At 64.0% G+C, this 23,298-nt stretch carries 24 protein-coding genes and 1 tRNA gene; 12 read left to right on the top strand and 13 right to left on the bottom strand.

Features of this window, described 5'->3' with window-relative positions:
* Nucleotides 1-168: 168 nt before the first annotated feature.
* The 11 genes from pnp to AB6M95_RS00920 all read right to left on the bottom strand — a co-directional run bounded on the left by pnp (nt 169) and on the right by AB6M95_RS00920 (nt 10,923).
* Nucleotides 169-2,418, bottom strand: coding sequence for a polyribonucleotide nucleotidyltransferase (gene pnp, locus AB6M95_RS00970; RefSeq protein WP_371384858.1), 2,250 nt, complete (start codon nt 2,416-2,418; stop codon nt 169-171).
* A 250-nt stretch (nt 2,419-2,668) separates the two neighbouring features.
* Nucleotides 2,669-2,938, bottom strand: coding sequence for a 30S ribosomal protein S15 (gene rpsO, locus AB6M95_RS00965; protein WP_371384857.1), 270 nt, complete (start codon nt 2,936-2,938; stop codon nt 2,669-2,671).
* A gap of 64 nt (nt 2,939-3,002) precedes the next feature.
* Nucleotides 3,003-3,944: a tRNA pseudouridine(55) synthase TruB gene (gene truB, locus AB6M95_RS00960; protein ID WP_371384856.1), complete on the bottom strand. Its 942-nt coding sequence runs from the start codon at nt 3,942-3,944 to the stop codon at nt 3,003-3,005.
* Nucleotides 3,945-4,910, bottom strand: coding sequence for a DHH family phosphoesterase (locus AB6M95_RS00955; RefSeq protein WP_371384855.1), 966 nt, complete (start codon nt 4,908-4,910; stop codon nt 3,945-3,947).
* Nucleotides 4,885-5,226, bottom strand: coding sequence for a 30S ribosome-binding factor RbfA (gene rbfA, locus AB6M95_RS00950; protein WP_371384854.1), 342 nt, complete (start codon nt 5,224-5,226; stop codon nt 4,885-4,887). Before rbfA ends, AB6M95_RS00955 begins: the two co-directional genes overlap by 26 nt.
* A gap of 11 nt (nt 5,227-5,237) precedes the next feature.
* Complete coding sequence (locus AB6M95_RS00945; RefSeq protein WP_371384853.1) at nt 5,238-5,531, bottom strand: DUF503 domain-containing protein; 294 nt, start codon at nt 5,529-5,531, stop codon at nt 5,238-5,240.
* A gap of 70 nt (nt 5,532-5,601) precedes the next feature.
* Nucleotides 5,602-8,517: a translation initiation factor IF-2 gene (gene infB, locus AB6M95_RS00940; RefSeq protein WP_371384852.1), complete on the bottom strand. Its 2,916-nt coding sequence runs from the start codon at nt 8,515-8,517 to the stop codon at nt 5,602-5,604.
* A 4-nt stretch (nt 8,518-8,521) separates the two neighbouring features.
* Nucleotides 8,522-8,728, bottom strand: a complete 207-nt coding sequence (locus tag AB6M95_RS00935) for a YlxR family protein (protein WP_371384982.1) — start codon at nt 8,726-8,728, stop codon at nt 8,522-8,524.
* Between the two features lie 50 nt (nt 8,729-8,778).
* Nucleotides 8,779-10,221, bottom strand: a complete 1,443-nt coding sequence (gene nusA / locus AB6M95_RS00930) for a transcription termination factor NusA (protein ID WP_371384851.1) — start codon at nt 10,219-10,221, stop codon at nt 8,779-8,781.
* 54 nt (nt 10,222-10,275) lie between these two features.
* Nucleotides 10,276-10,734 (bottom strand): ribosome maturation factor RimP, encoded by a 459-nt coding sequence (gene rimP / locus AB6M95_RS00925; RefSeq protein ID WP_371384850.1) that lies wholly within the window; start codon nt 10,732-10,734, stop codon nt 10,276-10,278.
* A gap of 113 nt (nt 10,735-10,847) precedes the next feature.
* Nucleotides 10,848-10,923 (bottom strand) — tRNA-Gly (locus AB6M95_RS00920).
* A 136-nt stretch (nt 10,924-11,059) separates the two neighbouring features.
* On the opposite strand from AB6M95_RS00920, the gene AB6M95_RS00915 reads away from it, so the two are divergent.
* The 11 genes from AB6M95_RS00915 (at nt 11,060) to fliW (ending at nt 21,498) form a co-directional block, all read left to right on the top strand.
* A complete protein-coding gene (locus AB6M95_RS00915; RefSeq protein ID WP_371384849.1) occupies nt 11,060-11,836 on the top strand; it encodes a flagellar hook-basal body protein in 777 nt (258 codons plus the stop codon).
* Nucleotides 11,837-11,853: 17 nt separating this feature from the next.
* Entirely contained in the window at nt 11,854-12,636 is a 783-nt protein-coding gene (gene flgG / locus AB6M95_RS00910; RefSeq protein ID WP_371384848.1) for a flagellar basal-body rod protein FlgG, read from the top strand.
* A 42-nt stretch (nt 12,637-12,678) separates the two neighbouring features.
* Nucleotides 12,679-13,686, top strand: a complete 1,008-nt coding sequence (gene flgA, locus AB6M95_RS00905; protein ID WP_371384847.1) for a flagellar basal body P-ring formation chaperone FlgA — start codon at nt 12,679-12,681, stop codon at nt 13,684-13,686.
* A gap of 15 nt (nt 13,687-13,701) precedes the next feature.
* A complete protein-coding gene (locus tag AB6M95_RS00900) occupies nt 13,702-14,397 on the top strand; it encodes a flagellar basal body L-ring protein FlgH (protein ID WP_371384846.1) in 696 nt (231 codons plus the stop codon).
* 58 nt (nt 14,398-14,455) lie between these two features.
* On the top strand, nt 14,456-15,613 hold the full coding sequence (locus AB6M95_RS00895; protein ID WP_371384845.1) for a flagellar basal body P-ring protein FlgI: 1,158 nt from the start codon (nt 14,456-14,458) through the stop codon (nt 15,611-15,613).
* A gap of 1 nt (nt 15,614) precedes the next feature.
* Nucleotides 15,615-16,358 carry a rod-binding protein gene (locus tag AB6M95_RS00890; RefSeq protein WP_371384844.1) on the top strand — a complete coding sequence of 248 codons (744 nt, stop codon included), beginning with the start codon at nt 15,615-15,617 and terminating at the stop codon, nt 16,356-16,358.
* Nucleotides 16,359-16,435: 77 nt separating this feature from the next.
* On the top strand, nt 16,436-16,915 hold the full coding sequence (gene flgN / locus AB6M95_RS00885; protein ID WP_371384843.1) for a flagellar export chaperone FlgN: 480 nt from the start codon (nt 16,436-16,438) through the stop codon (nt 16,913-16,915).
* Nucleotides 16,915-19,050, top strand: a complete 2,136-nt coding sequence (gene flgK, locus AB6M95_RS00880) for a flagellar hook-associated protein FlgK (RefSeq protein ID WP_371384842.1) — start codon at nt 16,915-16,917, stop codon at nt 19,048-19,050. The genes flgN and flgK overlap by 1 nt, the downstream gene beginning before the upstream one ends.
* Before the next feature lie 15 nt (nt 19,051-19,065).
* Complete coding sequence (gene flgL, locus AB6M95_RS00875; protein ID WP_371384841.1) at nt 19,066-20,733, top strand: flagellar hook-associated protein FlgL; 1,668 nt, start codon at nt 19,066-19,068, stop codon at nt 20,731-20,733.
* Between the two features lie 103 nt (nt 20,734-20,836).
* Nucleotides 20,837-21,079 (top strand): carbon storage regulator CsrA, encoded by a 243-nt coding sequence (gene csrA, locus AB6M95_RS00870; RefSeq protein ID WP_071546860.1) that lies wholly within the window; start codon nt 20,837-20,839, stop codon nt 21,077-21,079.
* Nucleotides 21,052-21,498 carry a flagellar assembly protein FliW gene (fliW, locus tag AB6M95_RS00865; RefSeq protein WP_371384840.1) on the top strand — a complete coding sequence of 149 codons (447 nt, stop codon included), beginning with the start codon at nt 21,052-21,054 and terminating at the stop codon, nt 21,496-21,498. Before csrA ends, fliW begins: the two co-directional genes overlap by 28 nt.
* 23 nt (nt 21,499-21,521) lie before the next feature.
* Here the strand turns inward: fliW and flgM are convergent, their stop codons facing one another.
* Nucleotides 21,522-21,830, bottom strand: coding sequence for a flagellar biosynthesis anti-sigma factor FlgM (flgM, locus tag AB6M95_RS00860; RefSeq protein WP_371384839.1), 309 nt, complete (start codon nt 21,828-21,830; stop codon nt 21,522-21,524).
* Nucleotides 21,831-21,858: 28 nt separating this feature from the next.
* Complete coding sequence (locus AB6M95_RS00855) at nt 21,859-22,269, bottom strand: DVU0524 family FlgM-associated protein (protein WP_371384838.1); 411 nt, start codon at nt 22,267-22,269, stop codon at nt 21,859-21,861.
* Between the two features lie 164 nt (nt 22,270-22,433).
* Between AB6M95_RS00855 and AB6M95_RS00850 the strand changes: the two genes are divergently transcribed.
* Nucleotides 22,434-23,297 (top strand): NAD(+)/NADH kinase, encoded by an 864-nt coding sequence (locus AB6M95_RS00850; protein WP_371384837.1) that lies wholly within the window; start codon nt 22,434-22,436, stop codon nt 23,295-23,297.
* Nucleotide 23,298: the final 1 nt, after the last annotated feature.

The following is a 23,298-nucleotide window of genomic DNA, read 5'->3' as shown; positions in this document are numbered from 1 at the left end:
ACCAAGAGGATACCATCCGCCGTCGGCCCGGCACAACCCCCGCGAAGCGGCACTAAAAAGTTTCGGAGGGAGAGAGGGGGATGGGGGGCAGGGGGAAGGGGGAGGCAAAAAAAACGCCCTGTCCGGCGTGAGCCGGGCAGGGCGTTGTATCAGTCTAGACGGAAGGGCCTAGCGGCGGTCGCGGCCGCGGCCGCCCCGGCTGTCGCGGCGTCCGCCGCGATCGTTCCGGCCGCCACGGTCACCACGGTCGCCACGGTCGCCGCTGCGCGGAGCGGGGCGCTTGAACTCTTCAAGGTCGACTTCCTGGCCGGCCTCTTCCATGAGCCATGCCTTGCGGGACAGGCGGATGCGTCCGCCGGGCTCCAGCGCGATGCACTTGACCCAGACTTCCTGGCCGAGCTGGACCACGTCTTCCACACGCTCCACGCGCTCGAAGTCGAGCTGGGAGATGTGCAGCATGCCTTCCAGGCCGGGCAGAATCTCGACCAGCGCGCCGACCTCGAGGATCTTGCGCACCACGCCCTTGTAGTTCTTGCCGGGCTCGGGCTTCTGGTCGTAGTAGAGGACCATTTCCTTGGCCTTTTCCATGGACGCCAGGGTCGGGGCGAAGATGGAGATCTTGCCGGAATCCTCGATGTCGATGTCGGCTTCGGTCTCGGCGGTGATGGCCTTGATGTTCTTGCCGCCGGGTCCGATGACCGAGCGGATCTTCTCGGGGTCGATGTAGACCACGGCCATCTGCGGGGCCAGGTCGGACAGTTCGGCGCGCGGCTTGTCCAGCACCTCGGTCATGTGGTCGAGGATGTGGGTGCGGGCTTCCTTGGCCTGGTACAGGGCCTTCTTGAGGACCTCCTGCGGGATGCCGGCGATCTTGATGTCCATCTGGATGGCGGTGATGCCGTCACGGGTGCCCGCGACCTTGAAGTCCATATCGCCGAGCGCGTCCTCGTCGCCGAGGATGTCGGTCAGGACGAAGTATTCATCGCCTTCCTTGCACAGGCCCATGGCGATGCCGGCCACCGGCTCGGTGATGGGCACGCCCGCGTCCATCAGGGACAGCGTGGCGCCGCACACGGAAGCCATGGACGAGGAGCCGTTGGACTCCATGATTTCGGAGACCACGCGGATGGTGAACGGGAATTCCTCGGGGCTGGGCAGCACCGGGGAGATGGCGCGCTCCGCCAGGGCGCCGTGGCCCACTTCGCGGCGGGAGGTGCCGCGCAGCATGCGGGCTTCACCGACGCAGTAGGGCGGGAAGTTGTAGTGCAGCATGAACCGCTTGGTGGCGTCGCCGAGCAGGGAGTCGTAGCGCTGCTCGTCGCGGGTGGAACCCAGGGTGGCGACGGCCAGGGAGCAGGTTTCGCCGCGGCGGAACAGGACCGAGCCGTGGGTCTGCTGGAGCAGGCCGACCTCGATGGACAGCGGACGCACCGTGGTGGTGTCGCGGCCGTCGATGCGCAGGCCTTCCTTGACGATACGCTGACGCACGATCTTCTTGGTCATGTCGCCGACGATGTCGCCGACGGCGGCCAGCTTGGCCTCGTCGTCCGGGAACTTCTCGGCCACGGCCTCCTTGGCCTTCTGCTTGGCCGCGTCCTTGGCGGCGTAGCGGACCATCTTCTCGGGGGTGGTCAGGGCTTTTTCGAGATCGGCGGTGAGGATCTCGCCGAGGTACTCGGCCACTTCCTCGTCGCGCTCGGGAGCGGAGACCTCGATCTTGGGCACGCCGACCTTCTCGCGCAGCTCGTCCTGGATGTCGAAGAGCGGGCGGACCTGCTCGTGGCCCCAGGCCAGGGCGTCGGCCACCAGGTCTTCGGAGACGAAGTTGCCGCCGCCTTCGACCATGACCATGGCTTCGCGGGTGGCCGCGAAGACGAGGTTCAGGGAGGAGCGCTCCTCAATGCCCCGGTAGGAGGGGTAGAGGACGAACTCGCCGTCCACGTAGCCCACGCGGGCGCCCACAATGGGGCCGAGGAAGGGCATCTTGGAGATGTGGCAGGCGGCGGAAGCGCCGGTCAGGGCCAGGACGTCCGGATTGACGCGCTTGTCGGCGGACAGGACGGTGGCGATGATCTGGACTTCGTCGGAGAAGCCCTTGGCGAACAGGGGCCGGATGGGACGGTCGATGAGCCGGGAGACCAGGGTCTCGTGCTCGGAGGGACGGCCCTCGCGGCGGAAGTAGTTGCCCGGCACGCGGCCCGCGGCGTACGCCATTTCCTGATAGTTGCAGGTCAGGGGAAAGAAGCCGCGGTCAATGTCCAGGGGCTGGGTCACGGCAGTGACCAGCACAGTGGTGTTACCGGAGGAAATGGTCACCGCGCCGGAGGCTTGGCGAGCGAATTTCCCGGTTTCGATGGAAATGTCGATGCCGCCGACGGTCGCAGTGACCTTGGTCGCATCGAAAGGAATCATCGTCATAGAGATTCTCCATGCCTTTTTTTCAAGGCAATAAAGGTGAATCACTTTCTGCGAGAAACCCTCCAATGGGGTTAGCCGGCTTGGGGAGGGGCTTTTGGGTCGATGGGACGGGTGTCCCAAAAACGCCTTCCGCAGCCAACTAAACAGAGCGTGGGGGGTACGGAGCGTCCAAAAGACGGCTCCGACGCAGAAAGTGACGTACGTAACGGGGGAGGTTTGACCCTCCCCCGAACATCAATTCTTCAAAGAACTACTTGCGCAGACCAAGGCGGCCGATGAGCTCGCGGTAGCGCGTGATGTCCTTGTTCTGCAGATACTTGAGAAGTTTCCTGCGCTGTCCGACCAGCTTCAGCAGGCCGGTGCGGGAGTGGTGATCCTTCTTGTGGGTCTTGAAGTGGTCGGCCAGGTAGGTGATGCGCGCGGTCAGCAGCGCGACCTGGACCTCGGGGGACCCGGTGTCGCCTTCGCAGGTTTTGTACTCGTCAATGATCTTCTGTTTTTCTTCAGCAGTCATCACCACAGCGATATCCTCCTAAGTTGGATGTTGCTTGTTATGTTGTGCCGGACAGTGAGCTCTCGGCGGATCAGTCCCGGTTCCAGAGTCCCCGGAGAATGGCCCATCTGGGCTTGCCGTCCTGGAGTTTGGCCTCCACCAGCGCCAGCGGTTCGTCGTCGGGACCGAGCAGCATGGCCTGGTCGCCGATTTCGCCCGCGAGCATCGTTCCGGGCTGATCGGTCACCGGCAGCCAGGACCCGTTCATGACGAGTCCTGCCAGCGGTTCGGTCAACCGGAACCTGGGCCAGTGGGGCAGGGTGTCCGCAAGCGGAATCACCCGTTCCGGAAACAGTTCCGGATTCTCCAGGACGTCCTCCAGGGTATAAGCCTGTTCGAGCCGGAAAGGCTCGCTGGCTTCCCTGACCAGGCTGGTCAGCGCCGCGCCACACCCCATTCGAGTCCCCAAGCTGTGGACCAGGGATCGTATGTAGGTGCCCGCGGAACAGCTGACCCTGAATGCCGCTTCGGGCAAATTCACGTCCAGCGCTTCCACATAAGAAATAACAATGGGCTTGGTCTTGACCGGTGTTTCCAGGCCCTCGCGGGCCAGGGCGTACAACGGCGTGCCCTTGTGTTTGGCAGCCGAATAGGCAGGAACTTCCTGCTCTGTCAACTCTTTCCAATACAAAATTTCACGTTCGACGTCGCCGGGCGTCGTCTCCACGGGGCATTCCTTGACCACTTCTCCTTGGATATCAAGGGTGTCCGTGGTAATTCCGAGCCGAAACGTGCCGGAATAGGTCTTGGTCCCGCCGGTCAGGTACGGCGCAAGCTTGGTGGCGTTGCCGAGCAGGACCAGAAGCACGCCCTCGGCCATGGGGTCCAGGGTCCCGCCGTGGCCGATCTTGTACTGCTTGAGGCGGTGCTTGATGTCGTTCAGGCAGGCGGCCGAGGTGGGCCCGGACGGCTTGTTCAGGATGAGCAGGCCGTCGAGCTGTTCGTCGCTGCGCTTGTTGCGTCTGCGTCCCATCTAGAGCCCCAACTGGTCGGCCACGGCCTGAATGAGCCGCGCCTTGGCTTCGGCCAGGGGGGCCTGTATGGACCCGCCCGCCGCGTTCTTGTGTCCGCCGCCGCCGAATGCCGCCGCCACCTTCTGGACGTTGTCGTCGCCGAACGAGCGCAGGCTGAACTTGTAGAAGTCCGGCCCCTCCTCGCGCAGGATGGCGGCCACGCGCACGGTCTTGAGGCGGCGCAGGAAATTGATCAGGTTCTCGGTGTCCGCGTTGGAGGTCCCGGTGCGGGCGAACATGTCCCTGGTGATCACCGTGGCGCTGACCCGCTTGTCCAGGAAGAGCTCCATGGCGCCCATGGCCTCGGTCCACAGCCGCATGCGGTTCTCGGACCACTGCTTGGTGATGCGCTCGTTCATCAGGGCGATGTCCAGCCCGTCGCGGAGCATCTTAGCGGCCAGCTCCAGGGACTCCGGCGTGGTGTTGCCGTAGGTGAAGAAGCCGGTGTCCGTGGCCACGGCCAGGTAGACGCATTCGGCCAGGGGGCCGGTCAGGGGCACGCTCAGCGCTTCGGCGAGCAGGGCGACCATGTTGCCCACGGCGGGCTGGGTCGCGTTCACCCAGTTGATCGCGCCGAACTCGTCGTTGCCCAGGTGGTGGTCGATGTTGACGAACCGCGTCTCGCCCGCGCGGGCGGCCAGGGCCTCGCCCATGCGCTCGCCGCTGCCGCAGTCCAGGACAAAGGTCCATTCGGGCAGGGCCTCGGGCAGTTCGCGCTCTATGGGCGCGGGCGTGTCGATGAAGGCGTAGCGGGAGGGCAGGCCGGACGGATTGTACAGGCGGACCTTCTTGTCCAGGGCGGCCAGGACGTGCCCCAGGGCGCAGATGGAGCCGATGGCGTCGCCGTCGGGACTGTAGTGCGAGGCGACCAGGAACTCGTCGCGGTCGCGGATGATCTCGCTAATCCGTCGGATGGGACTTTCCATAGACCACGTCCTCGAGGAATTCGTCGAACTGGAAGCGCAGTTCCGGGGTGTATTGCAGCTTCAGGATGCGTCCGAGCCGGGAGCGGAGGAAGCCGGTGGCCTGCTCCAGGCCCGCCTGGACTTCCTTGCGGTGCTCCGCGTCGCCGGACACGGTGTAGAAAATTTCGGCGATGCGCAGGTTCGCGTTCATGCGCACGCCGGAAAGGGTGACGAGGTTCAGGCGCGGGTCGGCCGCCTCCTCCACGAGCAGGGTGCCGATCTCACGCAGTATCTGGTCGCCCATGCGGACGGCGCGTCTGGAGCCGGATGCTTTCATTGCCTTGTCCTCTACTCGGTATCCGAGAAAATTTCCGTGTTGCAGCGGGTCAGTTCCGCCGGGGAGATGGCCTCCACCATGGCCAAGGCCTTGGACAGGGTGCTCTCCACCCGGGCCGATTCGTTTGCCGTGGTGACCACGGCCAGGACCAGCTTTTCATGCACGTCGAGCGCGTCGACCTCGGCCACGGAAACGTTGAACTTGTTTCTGAGCTTCTGCTTCAGGCTGAGGGAAACCTTGCGCTTGCCCTTGAGGGAGCGGTTGCCGTGGAGCCTGAACTCGAGGTGGAGAACGCCGATGATCATGCCGATCCCCTAAAATAAACACGGGCGGCCCATTGTGCAATGAGCCGCCCGCAGTTTTCTGTCCGTTATGCTAGTCGATGGTGCGGGCGACTTCCTTGGTCTCGAAGACCTCCATGTTGTCGCCGACCTTGACGTCGTTGAACTTCTCGAGGCCGATGCCGCATTCGTAGCCCTTGGCCACTTCGCGGACGTCGTCCTTCTCGCGGCGCAGGGACGCGATCTGTCCGGTGTAGATGACCACGCCGTCGCGCAGCAAGCGGATCTTGCCGCCCCTGGTGATCTTGCCGTCGGCCACGAAGCAGCCGGCGATCATGCCGACCTTGGGCACGCTGAAGGTGGCGCGCACCTCGGCCTGGCCCAGGTAGACCTCCTCGATGTCCGGGGAGAGCATGCCGCTCATGGCGTCCTTCACTTCCTGCACCAGCTTGTAGATGATGTCGTAGAAGCGGATTTCCACGCCTTCCTGCTCGGCGATCTGCTTGACCTTCAGGTTCGGGCGCACATTGAAGCCGATGATGATGGCCTCGGACGCACCCGCCAGAAGGATGTCGGATTCGGTGATGGCGCCCGCGCCGCCGTGGACGACGCTGATCTTGACCTCGTCCGTGGACAGCTTGTTCAGGGCCTCGGTCACGGCTTCCAGCGAGCCCTGCACGTCGGCCTTGAGCACCAGGTTCAGGGTCTGCGCCTCGTCGTTGGGCTTGGAGGCCAGGAAGGACTCCAGGGTGACCTTGGTCTTGGCGGACAGGATCTTCTCGCGCTGCTTCATGGCGCGGGACTGTGCAATGCGGCGGGCGACCTTTTCGTCGTCCACCACGAAGAGTTCGTCACCGGCCTCGGGCAGGCCGTCGAAGCCCTGGATTTCCACGGGCATGGCCGGTCCGGCGGATTTGATCTTCTTGCCCTGATCGTTGAACATGGCCCGGACCTTGCCGAAGTGGATGCCGGACACGAAGCTGTCGCCCTGGTTCAGAGTGCCTTCGCTGATGAGCATGGTGCCCACCGGGCCGCGGCCCTTGTCCAGGCGCGCCTCGACGATGTGGCCCCGGGCGTGCTTGTCCGGGTTGGCCTTGAGCTCCATGACCTCGGCCTGGAGCAGGACCATTTCGAGCAGCTCGTCGATGCCTTCCTTCTGCTTGGCCGAGACGTGGGCGAAGATGGTGTCGCCGCCCCATTCCTCGGGAGACAGACCGAGTTCGGCCAGCTCGCGCTTGACGTTGTCCGGGTTGGCCCCTTCCTTGTCCATCTTGTTCACGGCCACCACGATGGGTACGCCGGCCGCCTTGGAGTGGGAGATGGCCTCGCGGGTCTGGTCCATGACGCCGTCGTCGGCGGCGACGACCAGGATGACGATGTCGGTCACCTGGGCGCCGCGCATGCGCATGGTCGTGAACGCCTCATGGCCGGGGGTGTCCAGGAAGACGATTTCGCCCCGGTTGGTCTGGACGTGGTACGCGCCGATGTGCTGGGTGATGCCGCCCGCTTCGCCTTCCGTCACCTTGGACATGCGGATGGCGTCGAGCAGGGAGGTCTTGCCGTGGTCGACGTGGCCCATGATGGTCACCACGGGGGGACGCGGCTTGAGATCCTCGTCCTTGTCCACCTCGGTGGGGGCCAGGAATTCCTGCTCGTCGAAGGAGACGTTCTCCACCTCGTAGCCGAACTCGCCGGCCAGAAGGGAGGCGGTGTCCAGGTCGAGCGACTGGTTGATGGTCGCCATGACGCCCATGCCGAACAGGGCCTTGATCAGGTCCTGGGCCTTGACGCCCATCTGGTGGGCCATGTCGGCGAGGCGGATGGTCTCGTCGAATTTGATCTTGCGCTTGGCGGCCTTCATGGGCTGCGCCTGGTTCTGATCAGGCTGCATCATCGGTTGTCCGCGACGGCCCTTTTTCTTGCGGCCCTTGCGGCCCTGCGGGAAATTGGAGTCGTTGTACAACTTGTTGGTGTGGTCCTGTCCGCCTTCGGTGGCGAACTCCACCACACGGCGGTCCTTCTTGCCCTTTTTCTTCTTGCTGCGGCCGTCGCCCGAGGACGGATCCGGGACCGGGCTCGGGGCGCCGTCGGGGCCGGGGCGACCTGCAGGACGCGGGCCCGTGGGGCGACCGGCGGCAGGGCGCGCGCCCGCAGGGCCGGGACGTGCGCCGGGACGGGCGGGACGGCGTTCGGGCTGGGCCATTTTGGCCGCTTCGCGGGCCTGCACCTCCGCCTCGGTGGGCATGGAGATGATCTTGACCTTGGGCGCCTCGGGTTCGCGCTTCTTCTTTTTCTTCTTCCTGGGCTCGGCCTTTTCCGCCTTCTCCTCTTCGGTGTCGGCATCAAGGTCGGCTTCGGCTTTCACGGGCTCGGCCTCGTCGGAGGCCTCCTGCGCGATGGCCGGCGCTTCGGGTTCGGAAACGGCTTCGGGGGCGGCTTCGGGCTCGGGCTGGGCTTCGGCAGGGGCGGGTTCGGGAGCGGCCTCTGCTGCCACAGCTTCAGCGGCCGGGGCCTGTGCGGCCTCGGCTACTTCCGTTTCAGGCACCTCTTCGGGCTCCTGCACGGCGGGCTTGATGATCTTGACCTTGGGCGCGGCCTTGCGCGGGGCCGCCTGGGGGGCTGGCTCCTGCTCGGGCGCGGCGGCGGTCACCTCGGCTTCCTTTTCGGCGGGGGCGGCCTCGACGGCTTCGGGCTCAACGGTCACCGGGACGGACTCTTCCGGCTCCTCGATCGAATCCTCGACCTCGGAAACGGCTTCCTCTCCCCTGGGGGACTTGGCCTTCTTGCGCCTGCGTCGGATGATGACGCCGGACTCGCCCACACGGCGGACTTCCCTCTTGCCGGAGCCGCCTTTCTTCAATTCCGCCTTGAGGCGGTCCACATCTTCGTCTTCCACGACGGTCTTCTGGCTTTTCGCCTGAACGCCGATCTCACGAAGCTGCTGAATGATCTCCTTGTTGCTGAGACCAAGCTCAGCAGCCAAGTCTTCTACCCGAACCTTTGCCGTCATCTAATCACCTCGCACGTTTCTTCATCAGGCCCAGAATCATTTTGGGAAATCGTTCCCTGCACCGGACCTGGCCGCATACGTAATATCCACGTCCCGGCCTGTTCATGGCCGGGTCCGGCACCGGGCTTGCGTCCGGTCCGGTCAAGTCCTCCGGGCTCACGTACCGCGTCAGTTCCTCTTTCGGAAACCGCTCGCGGCAGACGACGCACATGCGTTCGGGACTCTGCCCCTTGTCGGACATGCGCCGCCCCCGTCCGGAGTCTATTTTTTCTCCGCGCCCTCGGCGGGAGTCTCGGTTTCCGTTTCAGTCTCGTCGTCGGCCACTTCCTCGGTCTCTTCCTCGGCCACTTCCTCGGTCTCTTCCTCGGCCACTTCCGCAGTCTCTTCCTCGGCAACCGCCTCGGTCTCGACCACTTCCTCCTCAACGTCGTCCGTCTCGGGCTCGTCCGCTTCGGGCAAGCTCTGTTCGGCCTCGAGGCCGGGGGCGAGCATGTTGATGGCCAGGCGCATGTCGCCGATCTTGGACTCGGTCATGCCGCGGATGGCCAGGAGTTCCTCGTCGGAGGCCAGGAAGATGGACTCGAGGGACTCGAAGCCCGCGCTGAAGAAGTTCTCCATGGGGACCTCGGCCACGCTGGCGATCTGGTCCATGCCCTTGCGGGCGGCGTTGAGCTCGCCGTACCGGGATTCGGTGAAAATGTCTATTTTCCAACCCAGGAGCTTGGCGGCCAGCTTGACGTTCTGTCCCTTGCGGCCGATGGCCAGGGTCAGCTGATCGTCGGGGCAGACCACTTCCAATGCCTCGTCCTCGTCGTCCACGGTGATCCGGGAGATCACGGCCGGGGACAGGGCGTGCTGGGCGTACATGGCGATGTCCGGGGACCAGACCACGATGTCGATGCGCTCGCCCTTGAGTTCCTGGACCACGTTCTGGATGCGGGAGCCGCGGATGCCGACGCAGGCGCCGACCGGGTCCACGTCGCGGTCGCGGGACATGACGGCCACCTTGGCGCGCAGGCCCGGGTCGCGGGCCACGCCCATGATCTTGACCGTGCCGTCGGCCACTTCGGGCACCTCGCGCTTGAACAGCTCGATCATGTAGTCCGGGTGGGACCGGGACACGACGACCTGCGGTCCGCGCGATTCCTTCAATACATCTATGATATATGCCTGCACCCGGTCGCCGCGCTTGTAGCGCTCTCTGGGGATCTGCTCTTCCTTGGGAAGGAGCGCCTCGGTCCGGCCGAGGTTGATGATCCAGCCGGTGCGGTCGCGGCGCTGGATGATGCCGCTGGCGATCTCGGACACGCGGTCCTTGTACTCTTCGTAAATGATTTCCTGCTCGGCGTCGCGCATGCGCTGGATGATGACCTGCTTGGCCGACTGCGCGGCGATGCGGCCGAGATCCTCGACCTTGACCGGGAAGCCCATCTCGTCGTCCAGTTGGGCGTTGGGGTCGTGGGCCACGGCGTCCTCGAGCGAAATTTCGCTGACGGGGTCGTGCACCTCTTCCACGACCACCTTGAACTCGAAGACCTCGATCTCGCCGAGCTCCTCGTTGAAGGCTACCTCGATATCCATGGTCTCGCCGTATTTCCGGGCCACGGCCGACCGGACGGCCTCTTCGAGAGTGTCGATCAGCAGGTCGCGGTCGATACCCCTGTCCTTGCTAATCTGGTCGATGGCTCTTTTCAGCTCCGACATGATAAACCTCCGCTTGTGCCGGTCGGGGCCTTTCCCCTCCGGCAGTGATATCTGCTAAAATTCGTGGACCAGGGTGATTTTCTTGATGGCGGTCCAGTCGAAGTCCATGGCTTTGTCGTCGACGTTCACGGTGACGGTGTCGCCCGCCACTCCGGCCAGCTCGCCCTTGAATTTGCGCCGGTCGCCCATGGGCTCGAAGAGCAGGACGTCGACCTGGCGGCCGATGTAGTCGGCCAGTTGGGCCGGGGTGAAGAAGATGCGCTCCAGCCCGGGCGAGGAAACCTCGAGCACGAAGGCGCCGGGAATGACGTCCTCCACCTCGAGCATGAGCCCCACCTGGCGGCTGACCTCGGCGCACTGGTCGATGTTCACCCCGCCGGGGGCGTCGATGTATATGCGAACAACGCGCTTCTTGCCCGAAGCGGGGGAACTCAGCCCCCAAAATACATAGCCGAGGTTTTCCACCTCGGGCCGGATCATGTCCGACAACATTTCTTCGAAAGTCTGGCGCATCGCTCCGATTCTCCCGCCGGACCGGAAGACCGGCCCGGCAAATAAAAAAGGTGAGCCCGAGCTCACCTACGCGAACCCCGCAGGGTTCTTTTATTGAACCCTGCGAAAGGCTTTGGAGCGGGTGACGGGGGTCGAACCCGCGACACCAAGCTTGGGAAGCTTGTACTCTACCAACTGAGCTACACCCGCTTGGAAACGAGCCTATTTATACATATATACCCAGCTTGTCAACAACCATCGTGCAGGTAGTTTCCGGGTCCCGAATTGGGTCCCGGACCGTTGGCATGCATAGTGCAATTCCCTCGTCGAACAGGAGGATCGCCCTATGCGGGACAGTACACAAAGCGCCATTTTCGGGGCTTTATCCAATGAATTAAGGATGTCATCCATCGCCAATAATTTGGCGAACGTGAACACGGCCGCCTTCAAGAAAGACAAGCTGGCCTTCCATGACACCTTCATTCGATTCGCCCACGATTACCTGGTGGACGCGAAAACCTACATTCGCGGCAAGGACATGTTTCCCGAGGGGCACATCATGGCCAAGGCGCGTCTTTCCGCCCAGCAGGCCGACCTCACCCAGGGCAGCCTGGAGAGCACGGGCAACCAGCTCGATTTCGCCCTGTCCGGCCCGGGATTCTTCACCCTCCAGGGCGACGCCGAGATGCTCTACACCCGGGCGGGGGATTTCGTCACCGACGCCGACGGGATGCTGCGGACCGTGGACGGGTATCCGGTCATGGTCGACGGCGGCCCGCTGATCATCCCGCAGGGCGGCCGCATCGAGGTGGACGGGAGCGGCAACATCCTGGTCAACGGCCAGCCCGCCGGTTCCTTCGACCTGGTGGATTTCACCGACCCGACCCAGATCGAACGGGTGGGGTCCAACAACTACCGCATGCTCGGAGAAGGGGGCGGAGAGCCGCCCGAGGACCTGACCGTGTCCCAGGGCTTCATCGAGAAGTCCAACGTGGAAGTGGTCACCGAGTTGGTCTCCATGATCGAAACGCAACGGGCGTTCACCATGTATACCAAGATGATGCAGACCGATAGCGACCTGGACAACAAACTGATCAACCAAGTGGGCCGTCCCACCGTCTAGCATAGGAGGCTTGTACCATGATGCGTTCCCTGTGGACTTCCGCCACCGGCATGATCGCCATGCAGACCCAAATCGACACCCTGTCGAACAACCTGGCCAACGTTTCCACCACGGGCTTCAAGAAGAGCCGGGCGGAATTCGAGGACCTCATGTATCAGACGCTGAAGGTGGCCGGCACGCAGAACGCCGACGGCACCCGGACTCCGGTGGGCATGCAGGTCGGCATGGGCGTGCGCCCCGTGTCCGTGCACAAATTCTTCACCCAGGGCGACTTCCAGAACACCGGCAACCCCCTGGACATGGCCATCGAGGGCGAGGGCTTCTTCCAGGTCATGATGAACGGCGAGGAGGTCTACACCCGGGACGGCTCCTTCGAGCTGGACGACCAGGGCCGCGTGGTCACGGCCGGCGGCTATCCGTTGCAGCCGGAGTTCACTGTGCCCCCGGAAACGTCCAGCGTGTCCATCTCCGGGACCGGGACCATTTCCGCCCTGGACAAGGACGGCACCGTGCTCGCCACGGCGGACATCGACCTCTACCGGTTCCAGAACCCGGCCGGGCTCATCGCCACCGGGCGGAACTTCTACCGCCAGAGCGACGCCTCGGGCGCGGCCGTGGCCGGAACCCCCGGCGACCAGAACTTCGGGACCATCGCCCAGGGGTTCCTGGAAGGTTCCAACGTCGAGATGGTGGACGAGATGGTCGGCCTGATCGTGGGCCAGCGCGCCTTCGAGATCAATTCCAAGGCCATTACCACTTCGGACGGCATGTTGCAGACGGCCATCAACATCAAGCGATAGCGGGTGGTCGGGGAGATCACGCCGCAAGGCAGGTTCAAGTCTATGTGGAGCAAGCAGAATCCGAGCATCAACACGAACGGTGTGGTCCGGTACGTCCTCGCGGCGGGCCTGGCCATCCTCCTTCTGTCCGTGCCCGTCCTGACCGGCGCGGCCAAGGGGAACCGGTGGAAGGGCCTGGTCCGGAACGTGGCCTGCGTCAAGGGGCCGGACGTCCTGCTGGGCGAGATCGCCGACCCGGTGAACGACACGGCCCGCCTTCAGTGGCCGACACTCTCGTCCATCAAGCTCTGGAAAGCCTCGGACCGGCAGGGCCACGTGGTCACCGTGCCCCGGGACAAGCTCGCGAAGGTGCTCAAGTACTACATGGGCGACGTGGCGGACAACCTGGCCCTGCCGAGCCAGCTGACCGTGCAGACCGGCGGCCGGGTGGTCGATGCGGTCGAGCTCAAGCAGCGGATCGTCGCCTTTTTGACGCCGCGGGCCAAGGACCTGGGCGGCGACGTGAGCTTCAAGAACGTCCAGATGCCGAATTACGTATTTTTCCCCAATGACTACGACAAGCTGGTCATCAGCATGAGCGACGACCTCGCGCCCGGACGCAACGAGATCATCCTGAGCGGCATCACCCCGGACGGCAAGGTGGTTTCGCGCCGCTCGGCCGTGGTCTTCGCCGACGTGTGGAAGGCCGTTCCCGTGGCCGCCCGGCCCCTGAACCGCATGGAGCGGGTGACACGGGACAAGGTCGCCTTCCAGCGCATGAACATGGCCTACAACCGCGACGTCTGGGACGGCACGGGCGGACCGTGGCGCATGGCCCGGACCCTGGGCCGGGGGCAGGTCTTCACCATGTCCCACCTGGAACCGGTGCCGCTCATCGAGCGGGGCGAAATGGTCACCCTGGTCTACAACGGGCACCAGGTCCGCCTGTCCATCAAGGCCGAGGCCCTGGGCGAGGCCGGAGTGGGGCAGCAGGTCGAAGTCCGCAACCTCCAGAGCAACAAGATCATCCTGGCGACCGTCGTGGACGGCGAGACCGTGGTCGTCAGGTAGACAAGGAGCATCGTCATGAGACGCTATTTTCTGATGGTCATGGCCGCCATCCTGCTGGCCTCGGGCTGCGCCCGGAAGTATGAGAACGAGCCCATGCCCGTGCTCACCCCGCCCGCCTACGAGGAACAGGACCCGGCGTCCAATCCCGGTTCCCTGTACGACTCGAACCGCTCCGAGTTCCTGTACGACGACAACCGCGCCAGCCGCGTGGGCGACATCGTCCTGGTCCAGGTGGCCGAGACCGCAACCACCAAGATCAAGTCCGAGACCACGGCCGACAAGTCCAACGACGTCAACACCTCGGTCTCGGCCATGCCGTCCACCGGGCTGATCGGGAGCGTGCCCCTGGCCGGGAGCCTGGGGGCCAAGGCGGGCATCGGCATCGTGGCCAACCAGTCCTCGAAGCTGTCGGGCACCGGCGAGACCAAGCAGGAGTCCAATTTCGAGGCCACGGTGGCCACGCGCATCGTGCGCAGGCTGCCGGGCAACATCCTCCAGGTGGAGGGCGCGCGCCGCATCCGGGTCAACAACGAGACCCAGTTCCTGGTGGTGCGCGGCCTGATCCGCCAACGCGACATCTCGTCGGGCAACACCATCCCGTCCACAAGCCTGGCCGAGGCCCAGATCGAGATCTACGGCCAGGGCGTGCTCGCGGACAAGCAGAAGCCCGGCTGGCTGTCGCGCATCCTGGACAACGTCTTTCCGTTCTAGCCTGACGGCCCGAACGCGCATCGAAGAAATTGAAGAAGAGGTTCGAGGAGTGAACGCCATGATCTTGAATGAACGCATCAACCCCGTGGATTCCGGCGAAGCGGCCCGGACGCTGGTCCTGGCGGCGCTGTTCGTCGCGCTGGTCCTGTACCTGACGTTCGTGCTCGCCCCGGCCGAGGCCCAGGCGGCCCGGCTCAAGGACATCGCCAGCTTCAGCGGAGTACGCAACAACGAATTGGTGGGCTACGGCCTGGTGGTCGGCCTGGCCGGCACGGGCGACGGCACGTCGAGCACGTTCACCATGCGTTCCATGGCCAACATGCTGGAGAAGATGGGGGTGGAGGCCGACCCCGACAAGCTCAAGCCCAAGAACGTGGCCGCGGTCATGGTCACGGCCAAGATGCCGGTTTCGGCCAAGCCCGGCTCCAGCCTGGACGTCACGGTTTCGTCGCTCGGCGACGCCAAGTCCCTGCTCGGCGGGATTCTGCTGGTCACGCCCCTCAAGGGGCTGGACGGGCGGGTCTACGCCGTGAGCCAGGGCGCCCTGACCATCGGCGGCTTCAACGTGGCCGGAGCGGCCGCCAACGCCCAGCAGAACATCCCCACCGTGGGCCGCATTCCCAGCGGAGCGGTGGTGGAGCGCGGCGTGCCCTTCAAGTTCAACAACCAGGATCACATCACCGTGAACCTGGACATGCGCGATTTCGGGACGACCATGCAGGTGGTCAACAAAATCAACGCCAGCATGGGCGGCCAGTTCGCCAAGGCCAAGGACATCTCGACCGTCGAACTGGAGCTGCCCGACCGGTTCCGGGGCAACATGGTCCCGCTGATGGCCTCCCTCGAGGACCTGGACATTTCGCCCGACGGCAAGGCCAAGGTGGTGGTGGACGAGAAGACCGGCACCGTGGTGCTCGGCCAGGACGTGCGCCTGAGCCGCGTGGCCGTGGCCCACGGCAACCTGCAGATCGTGGTCTCCGAGACCGAGCAGGTCAGCCAGCCCGGCCCGTTCTCGGACGGCACCACCGTGGTCACGCCCCAGACGGACATCCAGATCCAGCAGCAGAACAAGCAGTTGATGCTCATGGAGGGCGCCACCCTGCAGGAGCTGGTGGACGGCCTGAACTCCATCGGTGCGACCCCGCGCGATCTGATCTCCATCATCCGCACCCTCAAGGCGGCGGGCTCCCTGCACGCTGAAGTGGAGGTTATCTAGCATGATCGACAGCAACATGGACCCGAAGCTGGCCGCCAGCGTCGCCGACACCCAGGACCTGGCCCGGTTCAAGAATGAAATGGACGGGCTCAGGAAGAATCTGTCCGGCGCGGACCCGGACAAGCTGTCCAAGCTGAAGAAGGCCTGCCAGAACTTCGAGGCGGTCTTCATCGGCAAGCTCTGGGAGCAGATGCAGCAGTCCGTGCCCAAGGAGGGCTACCTGCACTCCAAGCAGGAGGACTCCTACATGTCCATGTTCAACCGCGACTTCTCGGAAAAGATGGCCCAGGCGGGCGGCATCGGGCTGGCGGACATGATCTACGCCCAGCTCAGCCAGAAGCTCAAGCAGGCCAGCCAGGAGACCCTGGCCGGAGGGGTGGAGATCAACCCGATCAAGGAGGAGGGCATCGCCCTGAAGCGGGGCGCCCAGCCCATCGCCCTGAACCGGCCCCAGGGCATGACCCTGGAGGACTGGGGCGGCAACGCGGTGGTGAACGGTTCCAAGGGCGCGGCTCCCCTGGAGGCGTCCGCCGCGAAGGAGCGGGAGGGCGGCGCGTCCGGCGTGCTGAGCGACGTGGAGGTCAAGTCACGGCTCGATGCGCTGACCCGCAAGCTCGAGGCCCGGCGCATCCGCGACGGTCTGGCCGGGCCCACGGCGGGCGGCAGACGGGGCGGCGGCTACGCGGCCCAGAGCGCCGGGGATGACGATGGCAAGGTTGGCCGGAAACTTGCAGAAATAGGGTGAGCTCCCCGGGACGATTGTCGGCGAGAATCAAGAATTGGTATGGAAATATAACAGGTTATTAGTGACGAGGTAGCAGGATGATCCGCCTGATAGAGGAAAATTTGGTCCGCCAGAACAAGGCCATGCTGCTTCTGTATTTCCTGCTTGAGGAAGAATTTTCCCGTCTTACCCAGCTCAAGCCCCAATCCGTTTCCCAGGTGGAGCTGTCCATCCAGGAACTCATGCGTCAGGTGGCGGCCGAACGGGTCTCCCTGCGCCGCATGGTCGCCCGGGTGGAGCCTACGGCCCAGCGTGTCCGGGATATCCTTCCCGGCCTGGACGCAGAACAGTTCCGATCCATCTCCGAGCTCCTGGCTCGGCTCGACGAAACCGAGCAGAAGTGCGGGGTCCAGGCCGCCAAGAACCAGCAGATGGCCATGGCCCTGTTCGACCAGTCCAAGGGGCTGCTCGATTACATGCACAATCAGATCAAGCCCAAGTCCACCACGGCCTACGCGCGCACCGGCCGGTTCGCCAAGGGCGTCAATGACGCGCGCCTGCTGAACGGGAGACTGTAATGTCCTTCGGCGCCAACTCCATCCTGGACATGGGCCGGTGGGCCCTGTTCGCCTCGCAGGTCCAACTGCAGGTCACGGGCGAGAACATCTCGAACGTGAACACCAAGGGCTATTCGCGCCGCTCGGTGAACCTGGAGGAGGGGCCCTACATCGACTATTCGCCCGGCCAGCTCGGCACGGGCGTCAAGGCCACGGAGGTGGTCCGGCATTTCGACGAGATGGTCGAGGCCATGTACCTGGGGCAGTCTTCCCTGAGCAACATGTGGGGCAACCTCTTCGAGCAGCTCAAGGGCGTGGAGAACCTGCTCAACGAGTCCAGCGGCAGCGGCGTGAGCAACGCCCTGTCCCAGTATTTCAATTCCTGGAACGAGGTCTCCCAGCGGCCCGACAACTACGGGGCGCGGCGGACCGTGGTCAACGACGCGGCCACCCTGATCTCCACCCTCAAGTCCGTGGACACCAACCTTTCGCTGATGCAGGAGCGGATCAACAACGAGGTGTCGGCCCAGGTGGCCAAGGCCAACGGCCTGATGAACGACATCGCCGACCTGAACCGCGAGATCCAGGTCCACGACGTGCCCGGCCAGAACAATGCCAACGCCCTGTACGACGAACGCGCGCGCAAGGTCCGCGCCCTGGCCGAGCTGGTGGACATCAAGACCATCGACAACGGCGGCGGCGAGTTCACGGTCCTGACCCAGTCCGGGCAGACCCTGGTGGACGGGGCGAGCGCATTTTCCCTGGATTTCCGGGCTCCGGCCAAGGTCGAGGACCTGCGTCCGGATTCCACCTTCGACGGCAACATCTATTTCGACGGCAACGGCGACTACGAGTACACCATCGAGTTCATCGCCTCCAACGCGGGCGACCCGTCGGGGCAGGTCGGCTCGGGCGCCGGGGCGGCCCAGTTCCGCGTCTCCCTGGATGGCGGCGTGACCTGGCTGGCCAACGAGGACGGCACCGAACGGCATTTCTCGGCCCGGGAGTATGACGACCGGGTCAACGTCGAGGGACTGCAGATTTGGTTCGGCTCCAACGCCGGGGCCCAGGGCTCGCCCTCGGGCACCTTCGTGGACGGCGACCGGTTCGTCATCAGCCCGCACCAGGGGCTGTACTGGGTGCAGAACACCTCCCACGCCGAGGAGATCACCCCGCAGTTGCACTTCAACGGCGAGGAGAATCCCCAGCGGCTCACGGGCGGCTCCATCGCCGCGCTGCTTTCCTTCCGCGACAACTACGTGGGCAAGTACCGGTCCAAGCTGGACGAGCTGACCGGGACGGTCATCTGGGAGACCAACCGCAGACACAGCCAGGGCGCGGGGCTCCAGGCCTTCACCGTGGTCGACGGCACCTACCGCGTGGACTACACCAACAAGGCCCTCGGCAGCGACTCCACGGGGCTGGCCTTCGGCGACAAGCTCCAGTCCGGCAGCGCCTTCATGTACGTGTACAACGAATCCACCGGGCTGCTGGCCTCGAGCGCGGCCCTGGACTTCGACGGCAACGGCGGGACCTTCAACCCGGAGATCCACACCCTGGAGGACGTGCGCGACGCCTACAACCGGACCTATGCGGGAGCCATCAAAGCCACCATCGTCAACAACAAGCTGCGCCTGGAGGCCGAGGACGGCTACACCTTCGCCTTCGGCACGGACTCGGCCGGGCTCTATGCGGGCCTGGGGCTGAACACCTTCTTCAAGGGGCAGGACCCGAACTCCATGGCCATCAACGAGAAGATAACCGGCGATCTCGACTACCTAGCCACGGGCCACGTGAACGGGGCCGGGGAGATGAACCCCGGGGACAACTCCACGGCCCTGTCCATGTACGGCCTGCGCGAGGTCAACGTGACCACCTCCACGGCCGTGGAGGGGACCACTTCGCAGACCATCCTCGATTATTACAACGGCATCGTGGGCAACGTGGGCACGGACACCAACCGGGCCAAGTTCAACCAGAATTTCTACAAGACCCTGGCCAACGACCTGAACGACCGCCAGCAGGAAATCTCGGGCGTCAACCTGGACGAGGAGATGAGCGACCTGATCAGGTACCAGGCGTCCTACACGGCGGCGGCCAAGCTCATCACCACAGCCGACCAGATGCTCCAGACCATCCTGTCGCTCAAACCGTAGGCGGGAGACAAGGCTATGCGCGTAACACAACAGATGCTCTTCAACCGCTACGTGTTCAACCTGAACACGTCCCTGACCTCGCTCATGGACCTGAACGTCAAGGCCCAGACGCAGAAGGCCATCAACAAGCCCAGCGACGACCCCACGGGCATGACCCGCATCCTGGACCACCGCGACACCCTGCGTTCACTGGACCAGTACGGGAAGAACATCTCCACGGCCAAGGGCTGGCTGAACGGCGCGAGCGAGGCCCTCACGCAGGTCTCGACCATCCTGAGCAGGGCCAAGGAACTGGCCACCCAGATCGTCACCGGCACCGTGGGAGCGGACAACCGCGAGCAGGTCAGCTATGAGATGCGCTCCCTGTTCGAGCAGCTCATCAGCCTGGCCAACACCGACTTCGAGGACAAGTCCATCTTCGCCGGGCACAAGACCGAAGGCGCGGCCTTCAAGCAGATCATGTGGCTGACCACCAACGACGAGGATTTCGGCAAGAACGCCGAGTTCACGGTCAACGGCTCCTCGAACACCACGGTCCTGGTCCAGTACTACGACACCACCGGGGCCACCCCGGTGGGCGGCAACATGAACCTGTCCGATCCCAACCTGGGCGTGCGCTATTCCGTGGACGGCGGGCGCACCTGGAAGACGGACGCGACCATGAATTTCGCGGGAACCGAAGGGGTGTTGAGCCTGCCCCAGAGCGGCACCAGCGTGAGCTTCCACGGTGACGCCACCATCAAGGTCAACGACCCCAGCGACGAGTCCACCTCCGAGGGCACCTGGATGTGGATCCGGCCCTCGGCCCAGTACATGGGCGACGACGAGGACACCCCGCCTATGGTGGATTCCCTGGGGCCGGGCGTGGATCTGCTCTCGGCCGCGGCTTCGGGTTCCTTCCTGGACTCCAACGTGACCATCCGCATCGACAACCAGTCGGCCGTGACCATGGATCAGGCGATCCAGTACTCCTACAGCCTGGACGGCGGCATCAACTGGGTGACCGGCAACGTGGCCCAGCCCGACACATCGGCCAACGAGGCCGTGCTGTCCGTGGCCAACGGCGGCATCCTGACCCTGACCTCCAACGGCTCCAACCAGTTGCAGCCGGGCCAGCAGTTCGTCATCCGTCCGCACACAGCGGCCATCAAGCTGGACATCTCGCCGAGCGAGCAGATCAATGTCAACAACGTGGGCAAGGACATCTTCGGCGGCATCTACATGGATCCGGACACCATCCTGTCGTCCAACGGCTCCATCCTGACGCTCGGCAGCCAGAACGCGAGCCGGGTGTTCCAGTCCAACGGCGCCGCGAACATGACCCTGACCATCCAGGGACAGGACGAACCCTCCATGAACCTGTTCGAGGTCATGGGCAATCTGGTGGCCTTCGCCGAGACCAACAACCAGACCGGCTGCCAGCAGTGCCTGGCCAACCTGTCCAAGGCCCAGGCGCACGTCATGAACTCCGTGGCCGAGATCGGCGGCAGGGTGAACCGGCTGGGCATCAGCCAGAACATCGTGGACGGGCTGGCCCTCAACGAGAAGTCCCTGCTCAGTTCCATCGAGGACGCGGACGTGTCCGAGCTGATGACCGAGCTCGCCCAGCAGCAGATCGTCTACGAGTCCGTGCTGCGCTCGACCTCCATGATCATGCAGCTCAATCTTTCTAAATTTTTATAATTCAATAAAATAATGCACTTTACTTGCGAGTGAACCTCATGTAGTCGGCAAGGCGTATTCCGCGCGAAAAGCGGACAAGCCGAAGGAAAGACTTGGTAACGACATGTTGATTCTGACCCGGAGACCGGGAGAAAGCCTCTACCTGGGCGACAATATCAAGCTGAAGATCCTGAGCGTTCAGGGGAAGCAGATAAAGATCGGCCTGGATGTGCCCGAAGACATGACCGTCTATCGGGAGGAGGTCTATTTGAAGATCAAGGAACAGAACCGGCAGGCGCTGGAAGTCAACCAGCAGGACCTGCTCGCGGCGGCGGCGCTATGGCAAAAGAAAGAACGCAAAAAATAATGACCCGGCTGGGCGAGCGGACGATCAACTCCGACGCCATCCTCTATTTTCCCCGGGGACTGGTGGGGCTCGAGGACAAGCGCGAGTTCACGCTGCTTCCGGTCAGGGAAGGGGACTCGCCGTTTCTGCTGTTGCAGTGCATCACCGACCCGGGCCTCGGGCTCCTGGTGGCCGATCCCTACAGCTTTATCGACGACTATGACGTCAAGATCGAGAATCCGGACCGCAAGGTCCTGAAGGTCGAGAACATCCGGCAGCTGGCCATCCTGGTGACCGTGACCATTCCACAGGACAGGCCTGAAGACACTACCCTCAATCTCCAGGGGCCGATTGTCATCAACACGGAGACGAAGATAGGTCTTCAGATTCCACAGACGGAGGCGGGGTATCCCACGCACTTCCGGCCGATAGGGTCCTGATCGTCGGGTCGCTTCCTCTTAGGCTAAACCAGAAGATCGAGGTCGTCGCGAATAAGGTTCGCGGCGGCCTTTTTGATGTCGGGCCGGTAGGTCCCGTCCTTGACCTGGCGCTTGAGTTCGTCCACCTTCTCGCGGCGGACGTCGGGCGCCTCCTTGGCGGTCTGCAGGGCGGCGCCCCGCAGCCGGGCCTCGGACGAGAGAACCACGCGGTCGGCGACCTCGCCGGAAGTCTTCACGCTTTCCTGCGTGTTCCGGACTTCCTTGGCCTCCGGCCGTTCGATCTTCTTGTTTGCGTAAGGGTTCTGATCCCCTACAATGTTTCGAATAACCATGTCGTACCTCCCGTTGAAGACGGGACTATCAAAGCATGGTGCCATCCACCTTTGACAATGCTATTTCCCACAATCTCCGCAAAACCTTGTTCCTCTCGGAACCCTCGACGTCCTGCGGGCCCTGTGGCGTCTCCCTGATTATCTGAACGTCGCCTCCGTCGAGCGGGTACTCGAACACGTACCGGCTGCCGAACTCGCTCTCCAACTGGTGCAGAACCGCCTGGACCACCGGCGAACGATCGGAATTGACGATCAGGTTTTCAATGACCTCGTGAGCGATGCGCTGCACCAGTTCCCGGCGCTTGGCCTGCCGGGCGATGTCGTCCGGGGGCTCCGCTCCGCCCATCGCCTGCCTGAAGCGTGCAAGACGCTTCGCGCTCGTAAGCTGCTTCCCATAGGTGCGCAGCATATTGCGAACATTGGCGGACGATGTATTCACGGTATTATTCCTTTCCTTGGATGATACGATCGTCCCCCCGCAAAAAAACTTTAGGGGTAAAACGTAAAAAAATCCAGAAAAGCCGGTCGGCAAAGGGCTGCGAAAGGGCCCTTGAAATGGAAAAAGGTTGAATGTTTCTCAAAATTTAAATAAAAATATCCATCATGAAACGTTCCGTTGGAAAAATGCTCATTGTGACCAAGCCGGGCGACAAGGCCGCCGAGGCCGTGCGCACGGCCATGGCCGGTTTTCTGGCGGAGCGGGGGGTGCCCTTCGAGACCTGCGAGCACCACGTGGACGCCCGTCCCGAGTCCTGCGACAACGAGGATCGCATACGCGGCCCCTTCGACCTGGCCGTGATCCTGGGCGGGGACGGCACCTACATCGGCGCGGCCCGGCGGCTGCTGCACTTCGGGACCCCGCTCATGGGCGTCAACCTCGGCCGCGTGGGCTTTTTGACCCAGATCGAGCGTGACCACTGGCGACCATGGCTGGCCAAGGTCCTGGACGAAGGGTTCCGGGCGGCCCACCGGCTGGTTTTCAAGTACGCCGTGGTGCGCCGGGGCGAAGCGGTCGCCAGGGGGTTGGTGATCAACGAACTGGTCGTCAGCCGGGGCGAACTGGCCCGGCTCGTCCGTCTGGCCGTGGCCTATGACGACATCGATATTTCCCGCCTGCGGGCGGACGGGCTGATCATCTCCACGCCCACCGGGTCCTCGGCCTACGGGGCGTCGGCGGGCGGCCCCCTGGTCCACGCCGGGCTCGCGGCCTGCTGCGTGACCCCGGTCTGTCCCTTCCTGAACGGCTTCAGGCCCATGGTCCTGCCTGCGGACGGGGTGCTCACCGTGCGCGTGGAGGAGCAGGCCTGCGAGGTCAACCTGACCGAGGACGGCCAGGCCGGCGTCCGGCTCGAACCGGGCGACGAGGTGGTCGTGGAGAAGTCTCCCGCCGACCTGCTGGTGGTCGACCTGGGGCCGGGCGCGTATTTCGAGAAATTGAAGAAACACGGTTTCCTGAGCGAGAGGTGAA

The sequence above is a fragment of the Pseudodesulfovibrio karagichevae genome (assembly GCF_041414475.1).
GTDB classification, from domain to species: Bacteria; Desulfobacterota; Desulfovibrionia; order Desulfovibrionales; family Desulfovibrionaceae; genus Pseudodesulfovibrio; species Pseudodesulfovibrio karagichevae.
Note: the sequence above shows the minus strand (reverse complement) of the source record. Positions and strands in the feature narration are given on the sequence as shown.